Origin of the sequence: Streptomyces sp. NBC_00310 (assembly GCF_036208085.1) — a bacterium.
GTDB lineage: Bacteria > Actinomycetota > Actinomycetes > Streptomycetales > Streptomycetaceae > Streptomyces.
The window spans coordinates 10231138-10250239 of the sequence record NZ_CP130714.1; the positions used below are offsets into that span (position 1 = coordinate 10231138).

13 protein-coding genes are annotated in these 19102 nt (G+C 72.4%); 5 read left to right on the forward strand and 8 right to left on the reverse strand.

The features are described from left to right. Window positions 1–43: 43 nt before the first annotated feature. The 3 genes from OG202_RS44615 to OG202_RS44625 are packed head-to-tail and all read right to left on the reverse strand — an operon-like array spanning window position 44 to window position 5657. On the reverse strand, window positions 44–2314 hold the full coding sequence (locus OG202_RS44615; RefSeq protein WP_327726393.1) for a bifunctional serine/threonine-protein kinase/ABC transporter substrate-binding protein: 2271 nt from the start codon (window positions 2312–2314) through the stop codon (window positions 44–46). Then, window positions 2314–4800 (reverse strand): bifunctional serine/threonine-protein kinase/ABC transporter substrate-binding protein, encoded by a 2487-nt coding sequence (locus tag OG202_RS44620; protein ID WP_328224581.1) that lies wholly within the window; start codon window positions 4798–4800, stop codon window positions 2314–2316. Before OG202_RS44620 ends, OG202_RS44615 begins: the two co-directional genes overlap by 1 nt. Further along, window positions 4800–5657 (reverse strand): hypothetical protein, encoded by an 858-nt coding sequence (locus OG202_RS44625; RefSeq protein ID WP_327726391.1) that lies wholly within the window; start codon window positions 5655–5657, stop codon window positions 4800–4802. Before OG202_RS44625 ends, OG202_RS44620 begins: the two co-directional genes overlap by 1 nt. Window positions 5658–5798: 141 nt before the next feature. Between OG202_RS44625 and OG202_RS44630 the strand changes: the two genes are divergently transcribed. The 4 genes from OG202_RS44630 (at window position 5799) to OG202_RS44645 (ending at window position 9458) form a co-directional block, all read left to right on the forward strand. After that, complete coding sequence (locus OG202_RS44630) at window positions 5799–7367, forward strand: phytoene desaturase family protein (RefSeq protein WP_327726390.1); 1569 nt, start codon at window positions 5799–5801, stop codon at window positions 7365–7367. A gap of 222 nt (window positions 7368–7589) precedes the next feature. Further along, entirely contained in the window at window positions 7590–8291 is a 702-nt protein-coding gene (locus OG202_RS44635) for a fatty acid desaturase (RefSeq protein WP_328224582.1), read from the forward strand. After that, window positions 8284–8925 (forward strand): TetR/AcrR family transcriptional regulator, encoded by a 642-nt coding sequence (locus OG202_RS44640; protein ID WP_327726388.1) that lies wholly within the window; start codon window positions 8284–8286, stop codon window positions 8923–8925. The genes OG202_RS44635 and OG202_RS44640 overlap by 8 nt, the downstream gene beginning before the upstream one ends. Before the next feature lie 14 nt (window positions 8926–8939). Further along, on the forward strand, window positions 8940–9458 hold the full coding sequence (locus OG202_RS44645) for a GNAT family N-acetyltransferase (RefSeq protein ID WP_327726387.1): 519 nt from the start codon (window positions 8940–8942) through the stop codon (window positions 9456–9458). 141 nt (window positions 9459–9599) lie between these two features. Here the strand turns inward: OG202_RS44645 and OG202_RS44650 are convergent, their stop codons facing one another. From OG202_RS44650 to OG202_RS44660, 3 genes are all read right to left on the reverse strand, one after another. Next, a complete protein-coding gene (locus OG202_RS44650; protein WP_328224583.1) occupies window positions 9600–10982 on the reverse strand; it encodes an MFS transporter in 1383 nt (460 codons plus the stop codon). Between the two features lie 165 nt (window positions 10983–11147). After that, the gene (locus tag OG202_RS44655; protein WP_328224584.1) at window positions 11148–13271 is read right to left on the reverse strand and encodes a SpoIIE family protein phosphatase; all 2124 of its coding nucleotides are present in this window, start codon (window positions 13269–13271) and stop codon (window positions 11148–11150) included. A gap of 366 nt (window positions 13272–13637) precedes the next feature. Beyond that, complete coding sequence (locus OG202_RS44660; RefSeq protein ID WP_405895898.1) at window positions 13638–14837, reverse strand: PucR family transcriptional regulator; 1200 nt, start codon at window positions 14835–14837, stop codon at window positions 13638–13640. A 150-nt stretch (window positions 14838–14987) separates the two neighbouring features. Between OG202_RS44660 and OG202_RS44665 the strand changes: the two genes are divergently transcribed. Then, window positions 14988–16475: a long-chain-fatty-acid--CoA ligase gene (locus tag OG202_RS44665; protein WP_326573911.1), complete on the forward strand. Its 1488-nt coding sequence runs from the start codon at window positions 14988–14990 to the stop codon at window positions 16473–16475. A gap of 124 nt (window positions 16476–16599) precedes the next feature. Here OG202_RS44665 and OG202_RS44670 read toward each other — a convergent pair whose 3' ends face one another. Both OG202_RS44670 and OG202_RS44675 read right to left on the reverse strand, forming a co-directional pair. Then, window positions 16600–16941: a VOC family protein gene (locus tag OG202_RS44670; RefSeq protein ID WP_327726383.1), complete on the reverse strand. Its 342-nt coding sequence runs from the start codon at window positions 16939–16941 to the stop codon at window positions 16600–16602. A gap of 144 nt (window positions 16942–17085) precedes the next feature. Beyond that, complete coding sequence (locus tag OG202_RS44675; protein ID WP_328224585.1) at window positions 17086–19080, reverse strand: SGNH/GDSL hydrolase family protein; 1995 nt, start codon at window positions 19078–19080, stop codon at window positions 17086–17088. Window positions 19081–19102 lie beyond the last annotated feature (22 nt).

The following is a 19102-nucleotide window of genomic DNA, read 5'->3' on the forward strand; positions in this document are numbered from 1 at the left end:
GGCCCGGACGATCAGCCTCGACGACCGGCCGCGACGACCCGTCTCACACGTCCGCCTCCTGGTACTGCCCGAGAAAGTCGAACTCCCCTTCGGCCGCACGGAACAGGAACAGCGCGTCGTGGTTGTATCCGTTGTCGGAGGTGTACGCGACGGTCCGGCTGATGCCCTGGTAGGCCACCTCGTGCATCCGGCGCACGACAGCGCCGCGTTCCCTCAGAGGCGACGCCTCGCTCGCACACACCTTGGCCAGGAACAGCACCGCGTCGTACGCCTCCGCCGCGTACCGGCCGGGGCGTTCCCCGTACCGTGCCTCGTACGCCTCGGTGAACGCGCGGGCCGCCGGGGTGGCCGTCGGATCGATGAACGTGGTGGCGAACACCCAGCCGTCGGCGGCCGGGCCCGCGCTCTTCAGGAACCGTGTGCCGAAGGCCCGTTGGGTCGCGACCCGGACCCCGGAGAACCCGGCCTCGCGCAGCGCCGCCGCGAAGACGCCCGCCCGTTCCTGACCCCCGCTGAACACGACCGCGTCCGAACCGGCCGCGATCACCTGCCGGGCGAGCGCGGTGTGGTCGAGCTTCCCGGCGGCGACGCTGGTGACGCTCGTGTCCCTCCCGTCACGGCCCAGCGCGCGCTGGATGAAGTTGCAGAGGGTCCAGGCGAAGTCACCCTCGGCCCGGTCGTCCACCAGGAACACCTTGCGGGCGTCGGCCTTGCCCGTGAGATAGACGTTGCACGGGGCGGCCAGCAACTGATCGGTCGGCCCCAGTTGCGCATGCGAACGGAGAGTGGACAGACCGGCCTCCCTGACCTGCGGCGTCACCCCCACCGACACCGAGACGACGGGCAGCACGGCCTTCGTGTACGTGGTCTCCGCGGCGAGGAAACAGTCGTCCGTGGTCGGGCCCAGCACCGCGAGGACCCGCTTGTCCGCCACCAGCCGTCGCGCCCGGTCGAGGGTTCGCTCGGGCGCGCCCCCGTCGTCGTACGCGCGCAGCCTCAGCCGTAGCGGGCGGTCGTCGTCGGCGTTGACCCGCGCGACGGCCAGCCGGGCGCCGTTGAGCTGGGCGCGTCCGACCTCGCCGGTCGCACCGGAGAGGTCGCCCTGGAAGGCCACGACGAGGTCGGTGCGCGGAGCGGACGAGGGCGAGGCACCCGCACCGGTCCTCCGGTCGGCGCGGCTCCGCCACCACCAGGCTCCGCCGCCGACCGCCAGCACCCCCGCCACCGCCCCTGTGGAGCCGAGCGCCAGGAAACCGCGGCGGCTCGTGGCCGGGCCGCCGGATCCCGGTTCCTTGAGGGACGTCACCGTCACCGCGTCCGACCGCACCGGCCCGTTCGCTTCCGCGTGTGCCGGATCGTTCGCCTCCGCGATCGCGTCCGCCGGTGCGGTCGAGGCCGGTGGGGGCACCCGGGTCGGCTCGATCGCGCCCATGGCGAGCACCACGGCGGACCGGTCCGCGATCAGCCGGGTCACCGGCTCCGGCAGCCACCGCTCCCGGTCGGCTGGTACGGCCGCGTCCAGCGCCAGGCCGACCTCGACGGCGGTCGGCCGCCGCGCCGGATCCTTGTCGAGGCACGCCCGTACGACCGGTTCCAGCGCCTCCGGGATACCGGGCAGCTCCGGCTCGTCGTAGACCGTGCGCAACAGCATCCCGGCGGCCGCGCCACTGCCGAACGGCCGTACGCCGGTCGCGGCGAAGGCCAGGACGCAGCCCAGCGAGAAGACATCGCTGGGCGGACCGACCCCCGCGCCGCGCGCCCGCGCCTGTTCGGGCGACAGGAAGCCGGGCGAGCCCACGACGACGCCGGTGGACGTGAGCGCCGTACCCTCCGGCGTGCGCGCGATACCGAAGTCGATCAGGCGCGGGCCGTCCGGGGCCAGCAGCACGTTGCCCGGCTTCACGTCGCGGTGCACCAGACCCGCCCGGTGGACCGCGTCCAGTGCCTCGGCGAGCCGCAGCCCCAGCACGCACACGGACGCGGGGGACCACGGCCCGTGCCCCTCCAGCGCCTCCGCCAGCGAGGGACCCGGCACGAACGCGGTCGCCAGCCACGGATCCTCCGCGTCGGCGTCCGCCCCCAGCAGCGGGACCACCCAGGGGCTGTCCACCTGCCGGGCCACCTCGATCTCGCGGCGGAACCGGGCCCGGAAGCCCACGTCGTCCGCATAGGACGCCCGTACGACCTTCACCGCGGCGAAGGCCCCGCCCGGCGCGCGGGCCAGGAAGACGACACCCATGCCACCGGCGCCGAGCCGTCGCAGCAGACGGTAGTCGCCCAGCCGCGACGGATCGGCGGTACGCAGCGGCTCCATCAGGCCGTCAGCGGCGCGGGGCCGCCGTACACGAACGCTCCGTCCTCGACGCGCCAGAGGTAGCCACCGGTGCCGTCGATGGTCGGCAGGCCGTTCTTCTGGAACCCGTACGTCCTGGTGATGCCCTGGTACTTCGCGGCCCGCAGCGCGGCGAGCAGTTCCTCGCGGGTGCGGCTCTTGGACGGGAGGTCCGCGAGCGACGTGAGCACCATGGACGTCACGTCGTAGGCCTCGGCCGCGTACCGGGGCGGCGCCTGCTTCCACCGCTTCCGGTAGGCGTCCACGAACGCCTTCGCCTCGGGCGTGTTCGCCGTGTCGACGACCGGTGCGACGATCGTCCACCCCTCGGCGGCCTCCTTCGCCTCCGTGAGGAAACGCGGGTCGAGCAGGGCCGGTCCGGAGGCGCGGGCACCGGAGAAGCCGCGCTCGTGCAGTGTCCGGGCGAACGACGCGGCCCGGTCGGGCAGTCCGGCGAAGGCGATCGAGTCGATGTCGGCGGCCAGCAGGTCGTCCACCGCGTCCCCGAAACCGGACCGCATGGGGCTGACCACCCGGGGCAGGAACGGCTGCCCGGCCGTCTTCAGCTGCTTGCTCAGGGTGCTGCTGATCTCCGCGCCGTAGTTGTCGGCCGCCCGGTCGACGACGACACCGACCTTGCGCGGGCGGGTTCCGCGCAGGACCGCGTCGAGGTAGACGGACAACACCGTGTCGGGCAGCCGTGCGTTCAGGAACGAGCGGAAGCCCTGCACGGCGAGGCTGATCGCGCCGGGGGACACGGTGAGCACGGGCAGGAGGCCCGCGTCGTACGCCGCCAGCGCCGACTGGGCGGTCGCGTCCGTGGTCGGACCGACCACGGCGAGTACGGAAGGGTCGTCGGCGAGCTGCTTCGCGAGCCGGGCCGCCTCGGCCGGGTCGCCGGCGTCGTCCACGGCCCGTACGTCCACCTGGAAGGGGGCGTCCTTCCGGGCGTTGAACTCCGCGACGGCGAGCCGCAGTCCGCGTTCCTGGGCCTCGCCGGTGGCGCGCTGGTCGCCGCTGAGGTCGCCGTGCAGTGCGACGGTGTGGGCGGGGCGCCGGGAGGAGGTGGCGGCCGGCTTCTTGTCGCCCGATCCGCCGTCCCGGCCCAGGGCCCACCAGGTGGTCCCGCCGCCCGCGGCCAGGAGCGCGCCCGCGCCGGCGAGCAGGACGCGGCGCCTCGCGGGGGCTTCGGGCGTGTCGGTGGCGGCCGTGGGCACGGTGTCTCCGGCGCCGGGCGCCGGGGACGCGGTGTCGTCGTCGGAGGCGGAGCGCTGCGGACCGGTCCCGCTCGGGGAGTCGCCGCCCCGGACGGCGGCCGCGCGCGAGGCGTCGCCCGAGATCTCGGTGTGGTCGATGTCCGGCAGCGCGAGCGCTTCGGTCGAACGCCGGGCGATCAGCCGGACGACCTCATCGGGCAGCCAGGAGGCGGGGGCAACGGCGCCGGGCCTGTCGGCGGGGGCGTCCGCGGGCTCCTCCGACGTCTCGCCGTCCTCACCGGACCTTGCGCCCGAACCGTCCGCCGACTCGGTGGAGGCCGAACCCTGTACCGCCGCTCCGGAGGCCGAACCCGCCGCCGCCCCTCGGGAGGCCGAGCCCTCCGCCGTCTCTTGGGGAGCCGAGCCCGCCGCCACATCCTGGGAGGCCGAGCCCTCCGCCGCCTCTTCGGGCAGCAACTCCCTTACCAGTTCCTCCACTTCGGGCCGACGGGCCGGGTCCTTCTCCAGGCAGCGGGACAGCAGTTCGACCAGCGGGCCCGGAACGCCGTCGAGGTCGGCCGGGTCGTGCACGGCCCGGTAGAGGAGGGCGTCGAGCGCCCCCGTGCCGAACGGTGGACGGCCCGTCGCCGCGAACGCCAGGACGCAGCCGAGCGAGAACACGTCGCTGGGCGCGCCGATGGTCCGGCCGTCCCGGCCGTCGGCCTGTTCCGGCGAGAGATAGCCGGGTGTGCCGACCACGAACCCCGTCGCCGTGAGCGCGGTGTCCTCGGGCGCCCTGGCGATACCGAAGTCGATGAGCCGGGGCCCGTCCGGGGCGAGCAGGACGTTGCCCGGCTTGAGGTCCCGGTGGACCAGCCCAGCCCGGTGGACCTCGCCCAGCGCCAGCGCCAGCCGGCCCCCGAGGATCCGCAGCCCGTGCTCGCCGAGCGGCCCGTACGCGGCCACCGCCTCGGCCAGGGACGGGCCGGGCACGTACGCCGTCGCCAGCCAGGGCGCCGCCGCCTCCGCGTCGGCGTCCACCAGCGGCACCGCCCACGGACTGCTGATGCGCCGGGCGACCTCGACCTCACGCCGGAACCGCGCCCGGAAGCCCGCGTCCTCGGCGTACTCCGTCGCCAGTACCTTCAGCGCCACCAGCGAACCGGCCGACGTACGCGCGAGGTACACCACGCCCATGCCGCCGGCGCCGAGCCGGCCGAGCAGACGGTGGTCGGCGATCCGTGCCGGGTCGGAAGAACGCAGTCGCTCCATCAGCCTTCGCCCCCGCCCAGCTCGTATCTCACCCGGTCGAGCATGGTGGTGGTGCCGCGCGTCATGTACTGCTCCAGTTCGGCGACGGTGTATCCCTCAGCGCCCTTCAGCGACACCGTCACGTTCACCTGGCCGAGCCGTGTGACCATCCACCGGTACATGGCCTCGCCGCTGCCGGTCAGATAGACGCCCGTCTCCAGGATCGAGTCGTCGGCGTAGTTGTTGCCGCGCATGCCGCGGGGGGTGCCCACGGACATCAGCTTCTCGATCCGCTCGTCGGCGCGTACCTGCTGCTCCGGGCAGCGCAGCGCCTCCTCCAGCGTCTCGGACAGCTGGTCGTCGGCGCCGAGCACCGTCGTGTGGACCGTCACCGAGGCCGTCACCTTGATGGTGCCGCGTTTCCCGGTGCCCGGCAGTTCGCTGTAGAGGGAGAGTGAAGCGAGCACGCCGTCGGGCAGTGCCCGGCGCTGCCACCGGCACTCCTCGTCCAGTGCGGCGACCGTGCCCTCGGCGCTGCGCGCGAGCGGCTGCGCCTCGAAACCCGCGCCCCAGTCCTGCGGCCGCATCACGACCGCCTCCGCCAGCGTGGCGCCCTTCCGCCTCGAACCCGGTACGCGGTCCGGGTCCGCCTCGAATGGCGTCGTGGACGGTGTCGCCGACGGCTCCTCGCCCTCCGCCGCCACCTGCCCGGAGGCGGAAGCGGAAGGCGTCGGGGAGTCCGACGCCTTGGTGCCGGGCTCGGCCGCCCGCTCCGACGCCCCCGCACTGCATCCGCCGAGGAGCACCGCCGCCGCAGCCCCCGACGCGGCGGCCCTCAGCCGCCAACCACCTCTTCGTCCAGCCGTTTTGTCGTCCATCGCCGCCCCTCCACCGCAGTTCCCCGTGCGTGACCGGTGATCGTACAGAGGTACGCAATCCCGGCGGGAGCGGTTCCCGAGAGTCTCTTCGCACATGCCCGAACCATTGACGCGGAGGATGAACTCCCTCACCCTGAACGCATGTTCAGAACAAACGTTCAGAACGCGGCCCGGAACGAGGCTGGTTGTGGTGACGGGCGTGCCGACCGTGGTGCCGACGCGTGCGCCGATGTGGCGGTGATCGGCGGCGGAATGGCCGGGATGGCGACGGCGTTGCGCCTGCAGGCGGCGGGGCTGTCCACGACCGTGCTGGAGGCGCACGGCCACGCGGGCGGCTGCGCGGGCTACTACCGCAAGCGCGGCTTCTCCTTCGACGTCGGCGCGACCACCCTGGTCGACTTCGGCCCCGGAGGAGTCGGCGGTGAACTCCTGGACAGTGTCGGGATCCCACCACTGGACGCGCAGGAACTCCCCGGCTATCAGGCTCATCTGCCGGACCGTCGGATCACACTCCATCGCGACCAGGCCGCCTGGCACGCGGAGCGGCTGCGCACGCTCGGCGACAGCGAGCGGCATCGCGCGTTCTGGGACCTGCTCGACCGACTCGCGCACACCTTCTGGCGCGCCAGCCGGGCGGGCGTACGGCTGCCGATCCGCGGCCCCGCCGACGCCCTCCACGACCTGCGGGCGGTCGGATGGTCCGGACTCCCGTACGCCCGCCACCTGAACCGGACCCTGGGCGACGCGCTGCGCGAGCACGGTCTGCGCACGGACGCCGCACTGGTCGGGCTGCTCGCCATGCTGGTCGAGGACACCGTCCACACGGGTGTCGACGACGCGCCCCTCATCAACGCGGCGCTCGGGGTGACCATCCGGGGCGCGGGCCTGAGCAGACACAACGGCGGCATGCACGGCTTCTGGCGCGTGCTGGTCGGACGCTACAGAGAGCTGGGCGGCACACTCCGGACCGCCTGCCGCGTCACACAGGTCCAAGGGTGGCCCGGCGCCTACCAGTTGACGACCCGCCAAGGAGACTTCCGTGCCCGCCGGATCGTCTGCGCGGTCCCCGCCGCCACCACGGCGACGATCTGCGCGGCGCTCCCCGTGGCCGCCAGACTCCGGAGATATCTGGAACGCGACGCCGATGCCCTCGGTGGCGCGGCCGTCGTCTTCCTCGGCGTCCCCGAATCCGAGGTCACCGGACAGGAGTTGACTCACCATCAACTTCTGCAGTCCTACGACCGCCCCCTGGGCGACGGCAACAACATGTTCGTCTCCGTGTCCGCGTCCGGAGACATCCTCAGCGCACCGCCCGGCCACCGCGCCGTGATGATCTCCACCCATACCGACCTCGCCGACTGGCGCGACCTCGACCCGGCGGCGTACGAGCAACGCAAGAAGGAGACCGGGGAACAACTCCTCGCCCGCGCACGGAGGGCGTACCCCCGTCTCGGGGAGCGCGCCGTGTTCGCCCGGACCGGAACACCGCGCAGCTACGAACGGTTCGGCTTCCGTCCCGAGGGCGCGGTCGGCGGCGTACGCCAGCGCCTGGCCAACACCAACCAGCACGCCGTACCGCACGACCTCGGCGGCCCCGGCCTGTGGCTGGTCGGGGACTCGACCTGGCCGGGTCTCGGCACGGTCGCCTGTGTGCTGGGCAGCCGCATCGTCGCCGAGGGACTGCTGAAGGAGAGGGGACGCGCCGGATGACCGCATCCGACAACCCAGAACCCCCAGAACGCACGGGACCCCCAGAACCCACCGGACCCACCGGACCCACCGGACCCACCGGACCCACCGGACCCACCGGACCCACCGGACCCACCGGACCCACGGGACCCCCGGCCCCCGGTCTCCCGACCCTGGCCGAACTCGGTGAGGATCTGCTCGTCACCACGCGCCGGCAGCGGATCGTCGCGCTCGTCCGCCCGGGTGCCGGGGTATCTGGTGTTCGCCGGCGCGGTGTGGCTCGGCTGGTGGTGGCTGACCCCGGTGATCGTGTTCGGGGTCTTCGTCGCGGTCGTGACCGTCACCCACGACGTGGTGCACCGCACGATCGGCCTGTCACCCCGGGCCACCGACTGGGCGCTGTTCGCGACGGGACTGGTCCTGCTGGAGAGCGGGCACGCCTACCGCGCCACGCACACCCAGCACCACCGCCTCTTCCCGCACCCCGACGACCCGGAGGGCCACCCCGCCGAACTGTCCCTCCTGGGCGCGGTCTGCTACGGCCCCGTCTTCCTCGTACGCCTGTGGTTCTGGTCCTACCGGCGCGGCCGGGACCGTCGCTGGCTGGTGGCGGAGGCGGTGGCCCCGGTCGCCGCGCTCGCCGGGGGAGTGCTGCTCCTGCCTTACACGCCGGGGCTGTTGGTCTATACGGTGATGGCGATCGTCGGGAGTTGGGTGTATCCCCTCCTGACGGTGTATCTGCCGCACCACGACTACGGAGACACCCCGTTGACGCAGACCCGCACCCTGCGCGGGAGGATCATCCCCGCCGTCTTCCTGGAGCTCACGTACCACCTGGAGCACCACCTCTACCCGCGGGTGCCCAGCCACCACCTCCCGGAGCTGTCACGCAGGCTCGAAGGCCACTTCGCCGCCCATGGTGTACGGCCGGTGCGCGTTGTCTGACACACGTGACGCCGGTGACGGCCGCAGCCCTCGTGGCACCCGTGACCGCGTCCTGGAAGCCGCCCTCGTCTGCCTGGTCCGCAACGGCTACGGCGGGACCACCGCGCGGGCGATAGCCCAGGCCGGTGGCTTCGCGCCCGGAGTGATCTACTACCACTTCGCGGACCTGGACGATCTGCTGGTGGCGGCGCTGGAACGGACCAGCGGAGCCCGCATCGCCCGGTACCGAGCCGAACTGTCCGGCATCGACCGCGCCGTGCCCGCGATCGCGCGGCTGCGCGAACTGTACGACGAGGACACCGGGACAGGGCACATCGCCGCCGTCCAGGAGCTGTACGCCGGGGCGCGGCCCGGAACGCGGCTGGCCGCCCAACTGGCCCTCGAAACCCGGAAGTGGGAGGAGCTGGCCGAGGAACAGCTCACGGTCCTCCTGCGCGGCAAACCCCTGGCGTCCGTCGTCCGGGTACGCGTACTCGCCGGCGCGGCGGTGGCCTTCTACCTCGGCATGGAAACCCTCACCCACCTCGACGGCGACCGCTCCCGCCCGGCCACCCTCTTCGACCAGGGCGCACGACTCGCCGCGATCTTCGACCGCGTACCCCGTCTGAAGCGACGGGCCCGCCGGGTGAGATGAGCGAAGGAGAACCCGTGAACCGCCACCACCGGCCCCCGCCGCCCACCCCGAGGCTCGCCTTCCGCCGGATGACGCGGGACGACCTCGACGACATGGCCGCGCTGCTCGGCGACCCGGGCGTGATGCGCCACTATCCCCGCCCCCGGACCCGGGAGGAGGCCCTGGCCTGGATCGACTGGAACCAGGGTCTGTATCGGGAGGAGGGGTACGGGCTCTGGCTGGTCACCCTCCGCGCCACCGGGGAGTTCGTCGGCGACTGCGGCCTGACACCCCAGGAGATCGAAGGAGTCACCGAGTTGGAGGTCGGCTACCACGTCCGGGCCGACCTCCAGGGGAACGGCTACGCCACCGAGGCCGCGGCGGCCTGCCGCGACCACGCCCGCGACGTCCTCCAGGCGAAGCGACTCGTCGCCCTCATCCGCCCCGACAACCATCCGTCCCAGCGCGTAGCGGAGAAGATCGGCCTCCCCTTCGAACGCGAAGCCACCTCCCGCTCGGGCCTTCCCGTCCAGATCCACGCCACGTCCCTGTGACGGCCCCGCCCCGGACCCTCGGCCCGCGCCTCCGCGAGCGGTACGGAGCCGAAGCGAGGTGAGTTCGAGGGCGCGGTCGTCCGGTCCCTCAGCCATGCGAACCAGCCACCGCTCGTACCGGACGAGGACCGTCGCCTGCTTCTACCGGGCGTCACCCGTCGCCAACCTGCCCTGCGCACGGGCGGGTTCGCCCGAACCCGAACCCGTCCCCGAACCCGAACCCGTCCCCGAATCCGACCCCGTGCCACCGCCGCTCCTGCGGATCAGCGCCACCCCGAGCACCGCGAGCAGGGACGCCGCGGACAGCGTGTACAGGCCCCCGTTCGTCGTGCCGGTCGTGTCCTTGAGGTAGCCGAAGAGGGTGGGGGAGACGAAACCGCCCAGGTTTCCGATGGAGTTGACGACCGCGAGGCCGGGCGCGGCGATCTTCAGGTCGAGCCCCGACTGCGCCATCGGCCAGAACAGGGTGGCCGCGCACTTCCCGCCGACCGCGGCCATTGTGATGGCCGCCAGGCCGAACCAGGGGGAGCCCAGCGTGGCCAGGAAGGTGCCCGTGGCGGACAGGACCAGGGCGGCGGCCAGATAGGGGCGGCGGTCGGGGGCGCGGTCGGTGAACCGGCTCATCGAGTACATGGCGATCACCGCGCAGATCCACGGGACGGCCGACAACAGACCGACCTGGAACGGCGACAGCCCGCCGATCTCCTCGACCAGACTGGGCAGCCAGAAGGTGATCGCGTACCCGGTGAGGGCCATCGCGAAGAACACCGTGGTCAGCAGCGCCACCTGAGGGTGGATCAACAGCTTCAGCCGCGACACCCGCGGGGCCCGGCTGCGCGCCTCCTCGTCCCGTGCGACCGCCGCGCCCAGCGCGTCCTTCTCCTCCGCCGTGAGCCAGGAGGCGTCCTTGATACGGGAGACGAGGAAGAACCCGGCGACGAAGCCGACGACGATCGACAGCAGCCCTTCGAGCGCGAACATCCAGCGCCACCCGGCGAATCCGCCGACCCCGTGCAGCTCCAGCAGCGCGCCCGTGATCGGCCCGGTCACGATGTACGCGGTGGCCGAGCCGCCCAGGAAGATCGCGCTCGCCCGGCCCCGGCTGGAGTCCGGCAGCCACTGGGTGAAGTAGAGGAGGACGCCGGGGAAGAAGCCCGCCTCCGCGACACCGAGCAGGAAGCGCAGCCCGTAGAACATCCATACGTTGTGGATGAAGCACATCGCCACGATCACCAGTCCCCAGGTGATCATGATGCGGGTCAGCCAGACCCGGGCGCCGAACCGCTCCAGGAGCATGTTGCTCGGCACCTCGAAGAGGGCGTACCCGATGAAGAACAGGCCCGCGCCGAGTCCGTACGCGGTGGCGCTCACCCCGACGTCGGCCCGCAGCTCGTCCTGTACGAAGCCGACGTTCGTCCGGTCCATCTGGTTGATCAGCAGCATCAGGACGAGGATCGGCAGCATGCGGCGCAGGAACTTGCTGACGGCACGGCGCTCGGCATCGGGTTTCACGACTTCTGACATCGTTGTCTCCCTCTGGCTGTTCACATGCGTGAACTGTCATCACGTACGTAGGAATGGCGGGAACCTTACGGAGGGCTCGCCTCCGGGTCAATGGGTCGGTTCCGTGATCACATATGTGAACGATAGGGAGGGTGAGGCGGTTCCGCGGACGGACGAGGCGATCTCTCACGCCGGGTGGATGAGGAGCAGCGCGATGTCGTCACTGCGGGGCGCGGAGCGGCGGGCGTGCTGGACGAGCGTGTCGGCGACGGCGTTCATGGCGCGGGGGCCGGCCGGATCGGCGCGGGCGAGTGCGCGGGCGAGGTCGCCGACCGCGTCGTCGATGTCGATGCCGGGGGCTTCGACGAGTCCGTCCGTGTAGAGGGCCAGGACGGACCCGGGGGGCAGCGGGATCTCGGTGGACGCGTAGCCGGCGTCGGGGTCGATGCCGAGGAGGAGCCCCGGCGGCAGGCGGAGGGGCTCGGTGGTGCCGTCGGGGTGGCGCAGCAGCGGGGGCGGGTGTCCGGCCGTCGCCAGGCAGGCGGTGTGCGCGCCGAGGTCGAGGTGGACGTAGAGACAGCTGGTGAACAGGTCGGGGTCGAGGTCGGTGAGGAGCCGGTTGGTGCGGGCGAGGACTTCGTCGGGGGCCGCCCCGGCGGTGGCGTGGACGGCGGTGCGGACCTGCCCCATGAGGGCGGCGGCGTTGACGTTGTGGCCCTGCACGTCGCCGATGGCCGCGGCGGCCGTGGTGGGGCCGAGGCGGATCAGGTCGTAGAAGTCGCCGCCGATGTCCATGCCACGGGTGGCCGGGAGGTAGCGGGCGGCCACGTCCAGCCCGGCGACGTGGGGCAGGGTGTGGGGCAGCAGCCCTTCCTGGAGGTTGTGGGCGAGCTGGTGCTTGGTGTCGTACAGCCGGGCCCGGTCCAGGGCCTGGGTGATCAGCCCGGCGGTGGAGGTGAGGATGGCACGCTCCTCCGGGGTGAAGGGGTGTGGCTGGTCGTAGGCCAGGACGAGGGACCCGACCGGACGCCCCGAGGTGATCAGGGGGAGGAAGGCCCAGGCGGCCCTGGTGTCCGGGAGCGCGGCCGGGGGATAGGCGAGCTTGAGCTCGGCGGAGGTGGCGAAGAACGTGGGAACGCCCGTGGCGAGGGCGCGTACGGCGGGAGTGTCCGAGGTGAGCGGGGTGGCGTCGAAACGTTCCATCACCTCGGCGGTGTAGCCGCGGTAGCCGATGACCCGCAGCCGGCCCTCCTCCGCCGTCATCAGGGCCAGGGCCGCGGCGCCGAACGCCGACAGGACCTGCTCGGCGACCTGGTCGACCACGTCGCGTACGCCGACGGCCTCGGTGAGCGTGGCGGCCAGGTGCATCAGGTGGTAGAGGGTGTTGGCTCGCCCCGTCGCGGCGGCGGAGTACGGACGAGGCCCGGGAGGAGCCGTGACCGGAGCGTGGGCGTGGGGCGAGTGGGTGGGCGAGATGCGGACGCTGATGCCGGAGGCGTCCGGCACGAGACTGAAGGACAGCCACCGGTCCGGCGGGCGCAGGGCGATGAAGGACACCGGTTCGCGGCTGAGCATGGCCGCCCGGTAGCTGTCCTCGGCGGTCGGGTCGTCCAGCCAGCGCAGGGCATCCCACGGCTTGGCGCCGAGCAGGTCGGGGATGTCGACGCCGAGCAGTTCGGCGGCCTTGGTGCTGACGAAGGCGATCCGTCCGTCCACGTCGAGCGAGCAGCAGCCGCCGGGGATGCGCTCGGCGAAGTCGACCGCGGCCTGTGCCTCGGCCGGTCCCGCCGTCCGGCTCCGCAGCGGAGGCAGCATCACCGGCTCGGCGGCGGGTCGTACCGGGTGGCCGTCGTCGGCCGCCTTCCGCAGGATCAGTCCCAGACGGTGACAGGCGTCGGCGATCTCCTCCCGCTCCCGGGGGCTCGGCTGCGCGGGGTGCGACGCGGGCCACTGGAGCACCAGCCCGCCCCAGGTGTCCGAGTCCGTGCTGATGGGGGCGGCGGCCATCGTGAAGCGGTACGGCGCGACCAGCGCCAGCCGTGGGTAGCGGCGCGCCATCTCCTCCTGGCCGCTCACCCACACCAGCCGGCGCCCCCGCACCGCGTCGGACACCGGGGACGAGGCCTTGAGCGCCACCCGCGCCCAGGGCATGGAGATCTCCCAGGGGACCCCGCCCAGCACCGCCAACTGCAGCACCGGCTCGTCCGGCGCCAGCAGATACACCGCCGTCACCGACGTGGCGCTCTCCCGGGCCACCTCGATCAGAACGGACTCCAGCGCCTCCGGACCGACGGCGCCAGGGCCGGGCACGCCCTCATGCACACCCTCACCTGCCCCGGACCGGTCCGGCGGAGCGAACAGGCGGCCACCGCACCTCACCCATATGCGGACCATACGCCTGCCGCGCCGCGGCAGCATGCCGGTGAGGCCGCCCACCGGGGCTCGCCGCCCACCGGGGCTCGCCACTCACCGGGGCTCGGCGCCGTGCGGTGCCCGGCACGGCGGTGTCCCGCCGCCACGCCGTGCCGTACGGCGGTGTCCCACCACCCCCCGATGCCTGTAGGGCGGCGTTCGATGCCCGCCGGTTCCCTTCGACAGCCGTACGTCGGCGTTCGACAGCCGCGTCCTCACTTCATCATCCGTTGGCCGGAGTGCGGTGGCCGCCCGGTCCGGCCGTCAGCTCGGTCCGGCGGGGGGCTGCTCGTCGGGCCCGGCACCCGGATCTCGTACCGCCAGGAGAGCCGCGCCGATGTGTGCCACCGCTCGCGGATCGGAGAGGGACCGGTTCGTCAGCTCCTCGATGCGGCGCAGCCGGTAGCGGACGGTGTTGGGGTGGACGAAGAGGCTCCGGGCCGCGTCGGTGGCCGAGCCCGCGGCGGCGAACCAGTGTTCCAGGGTCTGCAGCAGGCGAGCACGTTCCACCACCGGGAGGTCGACCACGGGCCGGAGGACGACCCCCACCAGGTGCGCCGCCTCGGCCGGAGCGGCGGCGACCACCATGGCCAACGGGTCGTCGTCGAACCGCGCCACACCCGGACCGGTGCCCCGCAGCCCGGCCAGAGCCAGCCGGGCGAAGCGCAGCGCCTGCGGGGTGTCCCGCAACGAGTCGAAGCACGGACTGACCCCCACACGGGCCCGGGTGCCACGCAGGACACCCAGGCACGTGCCCTCCGCCGCAGCCGTGGGCAGGGCGATCAGACCGATCTGCTGGTCGGGCAACAGCCGCCATGCCGACGGAAGTTGGGCTTGGCGCAGCCCGGCCTCGACCCCCGCCAGCGGCTCCTCGCCCGGAGCGCCGGCCGCCGCCGCGGCGACCGCGTAGGGCCCGCGCTCGGGCAGGCCCAGCTCGCGGGCGGCCTCCCACAGCGTGGTCCGGTCCGCGATGACACCGGTGAACAGCGCCTCCACCAGCGCCGAGCGCCGGGCCTGCCCCCGCGAGGTCAACTCGGCGGCCGTCTCCCGGTAGGCCGCCGCGACCGCCTCCGCGTACAGGCCGAACAGCGCCCAGATCTCCGCCGACTTCGACACCAACCGGTCGTCGGAGACCTCGGGATGGGTGCGTGCCTCCACCAGGATCTCCGTCCACAGGAGTTCGAACCCGACCCGGTACGCGTGCAGGGTGTCCGCCAGCGGCACGCCCTGCTCGGCTCGGACACGTCCCGTCTCGCGAGCCGGGCTCGCGTCGGGGGTGGCACCCTCGCGGAGGTGGTTCAGGATCAGGTCCGCGTTGGCGGTGCACGAGCGGCGGAGCGAGTCGAAGGGGATCAGTGACTCGTCCGCGTAGGCGTCGACGTCCGAGCGGATGCGCCGTGCGATCCGCTCTCCCAGCTCCGGAAGCCTGGAATGGAGTGCCGCTGCCACACCCGAGATGTCCATCACCGCAGCTTAATGCTCTCTTTTTGTTCCCCGGAACAACCCCAGGGGGGAGCTGCTGTCGTGCGGTCCATAGGCCGTCGCCGTGTACGGCAGCACGATGTCGTCGAAGTGAACAGCGGATTTCGACGGCGACTTTCGTGGAGGTGGGTCATGGCCAATCTGGCGGAGTACCTGGTGGAGACGGCACAGCGGCAGCCGGGGCGCCCCGCGCTCCGCCTGGGAGACCGGACCATCGGCTACGCGGAACTGGACGAGCGCAGTGCCCGCGCCGCCGCGCTGCTGCGGGCCGAGGGCGTTGGGCCGGGGGACCGGGTCGCCCTGATGCTGCCCAACGTTCCCGAGTTCGTCGTCCTGTACTACGGCGTGCTGCGCGCCGGAGGCGTCGTCGTCCCCATGAACCCGCTGCTCAAGACACGGGAGACCGAGTACCACCTGAGCGACTCCGGGGCGGTGCTGCTCTTCGAATGGCACCAGGCGCCCGGTGAGGGCGCGCAGGGTGCGGCCGCCGCCGGTGTGCGGCATGTGGCTGTCGAACCGGCGGCCTTCGCGGACCTGCTGGCCGGACACGAACCGCTGCCCGGTGTGGCAACGACGCCGGACGACGACGTGGCCGTGCTCCTGTACACCTCCGGCACCACCGGCCGCCCCAAGGGCGCCACGCTCACCCACGGCGGACTGCGGCACAACACCGAGGTCAACACGGTCCATGTCCAGCGGATGACACCACAGGACGTGGTGGTCGGCTGTCTGCCGCTGTTCCACATCTTCGGCCAGATCTGCACCATGAGCGTGGCCGTGCGCGCGGGCGCCTCGCTCACCCTGATCCCCCGCTTCGAGCCGCAGGCGGTGCTTGATGCCATCGCCCGCGACCGGGCCACGGTCTTCGAGGGCGTTCCGACGATGTACGCGGCGCTGCTGCAGCACCCGTCGGAGGCGGACGTGTCGACGCTGCGGATGTGCGTCTCCGGCGGAGCCTCGCTGCCGGTGGAGATCCTGCACGGCTTCGAGCGGCGCTTCGGCTGTGCGGTGCTGGAGGGCTTCGGCATGTCCGAGACCAGCCCGGTGGTCACGTTCAACCACCCCGACCGGCCTCGCAAGGCCGGCTCCATCGGCACCCCGATCCAGGACGTGGAGGTGCGGCTGCTGGACGACAAGGGCCAGGACGTCGCGCCCGGCGAGGTCGGCGAACTGGCCGTACGGGGGCCGAACGTGATGAAGGGGTACTGGAACCGCCCCGAGGAGACGGCGGCCGCGATCCCGGACGGCTGGCTGCGCAGCGGTGACCTCGCGCGGCAGGACGAGGACGGCTATCTGTACATCGTCGACCGCAAGAAGGACATGATCATCCGCGGTGGCTACAACGTCTACCCGCGCGAGATCGAGGAGACCCTCCACGAGCACCCGGCCGTCGCCCTGGCCGCCGTGGTCGGCGTGCCGCACACCCACCTGGGCGAGGAGATCGCGGCGGCGGTCGTCCTCCGGCCGACCGCCCACGCCACCCCCGACGAACTGCGGGAGTTCGTGAAGGACCGGGTGGCCGCGTACAAGTACCCGCGCGAGGTGTGGATCGTGGACGCTCTGCCGACCGGCCCCAGCGGCAAGATCCTCAAGCGGGAGATCACCGCACCGGCGGGATGAGAGGAGGGGCGGAGCCAGGCCGCCCGTCTCGTGACCCGCTCCGCCGGTATCGGGAAGAAGGCAAGAAGGCAAGAAGGCAAGAAGAAGTGAAGCCCCGTACGGCACCTTCGCGCCCCCGGACAGGTCAGAGCGGGCCGCCGCCGAGACCGATCTCGTTCCCGTCGGGGTCGTGGTAGGTGACCTTGCGTACGCCGTTCGCGTAGGTCTCGCGGCTGCTGGGCTCCAGCCCTCGATCGGTGATCCCGGCGACACGGGTGTCGAGGTCGTCGACGAAGACGGTGTGCAGGGCGTGGCCGGCGCGCCCCGGCCGATGCTCGATGTACACATAGCGGTGCTCCGCCAGCTCCCACACCGCCTCCGTGTCGTTCGGGAAGAACGTCGGCGGGGAGCCGAGCAGCCGCTCGTACCAGGAGAGCGCCGCTGTGTAGTCGTTCACCGGAATGCCTGCGAAGAGGACGACCGCCATGACGCCATGGTAGGCCCGGCGACGCCCCGCCTCATGCGTCGACGCCGCGTTCCGGGTGGACGTGGGGTCGCACACCGTCCGCACCTCGACCGGGGGAGCGGCGGGTGCGGGCGGGGTGCGTGCCGTGCGGTCGCGCGGGGTGCGTCAGGCGCCGATCCTGGCGGCGATGACCGGGGCGAGGCGGTCGGTGATGGCGCGGTGTCCCTGGTCGTTGGGGTGGACGGAGTCGGTGAGGTCGCCGGAGCCCAGCCAGCCCGTGGTGTCGACGAAGGACACCCGGGAGTCCCCGCCCGAGATCGCCCCCTGCACGGCCGCCTCGGTCTGCGGGACGAAGCGTCCACGGAAGGTCTCCAACGCGAAGATCCAGGCCTGCGGATGGGCGGCGCGGACCTTGCGCAGCAGACTGGTGTAAGCGGCCTGGAACTGCGCCGAACTCACCCCGCGTCCCACGTCGTTGGTGCCCAGGTTGATGACGACGGCGTCGGCCCGGTAGCGGGCGGGGTCCCAGTCGGGTGTCGCCGCGTTGGGGTTGAGCCTGGTGTACTGCCGCTCCAGGCCCACACATCCGTCCGCCGCGGCCACGAGGCAGGCGCCGCCCTGGGCGATCTGCGTGTGCTCGGTGCCGAGCCGTTCCCCGATCAGCCAGCCGTACGCGGTACGGGCGTTCTGCGAGGTCGTCGTGCCCACGGTGATCGAGTCGCCCACGAACTCGACCAGCTTGGTCGGCGCGGACGGGGCGAAGGTCGTCGCCCCGCTGTCCAGGACCAGCCCCTGGAAGACGGCGTCACCCCGGTAGGAACCCGCCACCACCTGGTAGTTGACCTGAAGGGTGTGGCGGCCGGCCGACAGCGCGGACGGGGTCAGGTTCACCGTCCCCTTCACGTCGTCGTAGAACTTCACCGGTCCGTCGTCGATCCGGGCCCAGAAGTCGATCGTGCCGCGCTGCTTCAGCTGGACGGTCCGCCCGGTGAAGCCGACACGGTAGTAGGCACCGGCCCAGTACGGCGTGTAGGCCGTGGCGGAGGTCGTGGTGTCCCAGCGTCCGACGAACTTGATGTTCGGGTCGCCGGGCTGACCGGGAGCGGCCGCCTTCACGGAGGCGGACGCCGTGCCGTTCAGGGCGGCGCCGACGACAGGGGCCAGACGGCCCGCGAACTTGGTGTGGCCGGCCTCGTTGGGATGCCCGTTGCCGTCCTCGTAGTCGGTGCCGTCGGTGAGCCAGCCGGTCGTGTCGACGTAACGGACCCTGGCGTCACCGGCGTTGTTGCGGGCTGTGACAGCGGCCCTGGTCTCGGTGACGTACCGCTTCTTGAGTGTCTGCACCGCGAAGAGGACCGCGTCCGGGTACTTGGCGCGGACGTCCCGCAGGAAGGCGGTGTACGCCGACTGGAACGCGGCACCGGACACCCCGTGTCCGATGTCGTTGGTACCGAGGTTGATGACGACCGCGCTCGCGCGGTAGCGGGCGAAGTCCCAGTCCGTGGTGCCCGTACTGGCCGACTTGAAGAACTGACCGCTCAGACCGGTGCAGCCCGACTGCGCGACGAGGCAGTAGCCGGAGCGGGCGATCTGCGTGTGCCGCATGCCCAGCCGCTCGCCGGTCCTCCAGGCGTACGAGTCGAGCGCCAGCCGGTCGGTGAGGGCACCGGCGGTGATGGAGTCGCCGACGAACTCGATCAGCCCGGCCGACGCCCCCGGAGCGACCGTACGGGCCCCGGAGTCCAGGACCAGGCCCTGGAAGGCCGTGTCCCCGGACCGGTAGGTGATCCGCAGGGTGTGCGTGCCCGACGCCAGGGGCTGGGGGGTGAGGTTCACGGTGCCGCGTACGCCCGCGTGGAAGACGTCGGGCCCGCCGTCGACACTGACGTAGAAGTTGACCGCGTCCCTGGCCTTCACCTTCACCGTGGTGCCGGTGAAGGACGTCTGTACGTACGCGCCGGTCCAGTTGGCGACGGCCGTCGTGCCCGAACTGGTGTCCCAGCGGCCGACGTAGGCGATGTTGGGGTCGGAGACCGAGCCGTCACCCGGTGCGGCGTGGGCCCTGGTGATGCCGGCCAGCGACAGCAGACAGGCGACGAGAACGGCCGTGAGGACGGCCGCCGGGCCGCGTCTGCCGGACCTGTGGGGGGAGGTCTGCATGGGGATCCTTTCTCACCGGAAG